The following is a 2,042-nucleotide window of genomic DNA, read 5'->3' as shown; positions in this document are numbered from 1 at the left end:
TTTCTGGTGCGTACCGGGCTGAGAGGCGGTGTAAGTGAACTGTAGTTGCCATGTTTTACGGCAATGAGAGCAGAGATAGCGCTGATGTCCGGCAGTGCTTTTGCCGTTACGCACCACGCCTTCAGTAGCGGAGCAGGAAGGACATCTGATGGAAATGGAAGCCACGCAAGCACCTTAAAATCACCATCATACACTAAATCAGTAAGTTGGCAGCATTACCCTTGCCATAAATATTAGATTTATGCGCACTAACTGTTTTATTGCTAAGCAATAACTTATCGGCAATTTCTTTATTAGATAATCCGCTAACCAGATAACGTAATATGGTCACTTCACGATTAGATAGCACAGTGACCGTTGAACTATTCGTACTACATTTATTGCTTTTTATATAGTTAAGCGTTTCGCTGGGAAAAAACGTGTATCCGGAGAGGATCATCTGAACGGCATGAAAAATATCATTCTGATCATTGCATTTACTGACAAAACCGTTAGCACCAGCTTGTATCGCTCTGCCAGCATAAAAGCATTCTGATTTCGATGATAAAAATAACACTTTCACTGTGCTCTGGATTTGTTTGATCCTTTTCAGGAAGGTAAAACCGTCTGTTCCGGGCAAGTCTATATCCATAATGATTAAATCAACAGGACGGGTTCGGAGATAATCGATGGTTATGCGGTAATCATCCGTTTTCAGGACAATCTGCAATTCACTGTTTTTTGCAACAGAACTTCAATAGACATTCTGATGATAGGATGAGTATCCATAATGATCACCGACGTTGGTTTCATAGTTACCAGTCTCATAGGAGCGGACAATTTTCCGTTAGGGCGGTAAATTGTACTTTGATACATGAAAATACGGGTTTTCTTGATTCAGACGCGCAGCGGTGTGCGTTTGTTTGCCGCTATAGCGAAATAAATCAGAAAATCAGACGCGGTCGTTCACTTGTTCAGCAACCAGATCAAAAGCCATTGACTCAGCAAGGGTTGACCGTATAATTCACGCGATTACACCGCATTGCGGTATCAACGCGCCCTTAGCTCAGTTGGATAGAGCAACGACCTTCTAAGTCGTGGGCCGCAGGTTCGAATCCTGCAGGGCGCGCCATTTCTTCTTCATTTATGCCCGTCTTATCCGTTTCCGCTTTGCCCTTCACCACATCACTTTTTGTCGCTGTTTGGTGAGATAATTCAACGGTGTCAGGCCGTAAAACGCCTTAAAAACAGAGATAAAGTACGACGTGCTGCTATAGCCACATAATTGCGCCACCTGAGTGATATTTTTGTTATCCATCAATAACATCTGTACGGCGTAACGCATACGACACTCTGTGACAATCTGGCTATAGCTGGTATTTTCGTTTTTTAATTTCTTTTTGAGCAGGCTGGGGCTTAAACATAGCGAACTGGCGACAATTCGCAGATTCCAGTAATGCTGAATATCGCTTTGAATAATGCGGCAGACGCTGTCGCGGACGCTGCTGCGTAAGATATACATCAGTAGGGCAATAAACCGCGATTGCTCAAGAAAGTTAGACAATACGGTAAAAAGTAATGCGCGCGTCAACTCCGCTTCGCAGGGTTTGCTGGGTTGCTGCTTGCTGTGGTTGGCGGCTAGCCGGAACACTTCCGGTGTACGGCTATGACAAGCGATAACCGGGGTTGCCAGCCGCGACCAGGGCTTTACACAGGTTAAGTTCTTATTTAAAAACAACAGATAATCGGGTAATGACTCCAACTTACTGATAGTGTTTTATGTTCAGATAATGCCCGATGACCTTGTCATGCAGCTCCACCGATTTTGAGAACGACAGTGACTTCCGTCCCAGCCTTGCCAGATGTTGTCTCAGATTCAGATTATGTCGCTCAATGCGCTGAGTGTAACGCTTGCTGATAACGTGCAGCTTTCCCTTCAGGCGTGATTCATACAGCGGCCAGCCATCCGTCATCCATACCACGACCTCAAAGGCCGACAGCAGGCTCAGAAGACGCTCCAGTGTGGCCAGAGTGCGTTCACCGAAGACGTGCGCCACAACCGT

At 45.5% G+C, this 2,042-nt stretch carries 1 protein-coding gene, 1 tRNA gene and 3 pseudogenes; 1 reads left to right on the top strand and 4 read right to left on the bottom strand.

Features of this window, described 5'->3' with window-relative positions; all coding sequences use genetic code 11:
* Both BGK49_RS27025 and fimZ read right to left on the bottom strand, forming a co-directional pair.
* Positions 1 to 165 (bottom strand): IS1 family transposase (locus BGK49_RS27025; RefSeq protein ID WP_047664789.1); only part of this gene is annotated, 165 nt, incomplete at its 3' end.
* A 28-nt stretch (positions 166 to 193) separates the two neighbouring features.
* Positions 194 to 792, bottom strand: a pseudogene (fimZ, locus tag BGK49_RS13360) (fimbria biosynthesis transcriptional regulator FimZ).
* 242 nt (positions 793 to 1,034) lie between these two features.
* Here fimZ and BGK49_RS13355 point away from each other — a divergent pair.
* Positions 1,035 to 1,111, top strand: a tRNA-Arg gene (locus tag BGK49_RS13355).
* A gap of 45 nt (positions 1,112 to 1,156) precedes the next feature.
* Here BGK49_RS13355 and envY read toward each other — a convergent pair.
* Both envY and BGK49_RS13345 read right to left on the bottom strand, forming a co-directional pair.
* Positions 1,157 to 1,726: pseudogene (gene envY / locus BGK49_RS13350) on the bottom strand (DNA-binding transcriptional regulator EnvY); the annotation flags it as partial.
* A gap of 16 nt (positions 1,727 to 1,742) precedes the next feature.
* Positions 1,743 to 2,042 (bottom strand): annotated as a pseudogene (locus BGK49_RS13345) (IS1-like element IS1X2 family transposase); the annotation flags it as partial.

The sequence above is a fragment of the Shigella sp. FC1544 genome (assembly GCF_001722145.1).
Taxonomy (GTDB): domain Bacteria; phylum Pseudomonadota; class Gammaproteobacteria; order Enterobacterales; family Enterobacteriaceae; genus Escherichia; species Escherichia coli.
Note: the sequence above shows the minus strand (reverse complement) of the source record. Positions and strands in the feature narration are given on the sequence as shown.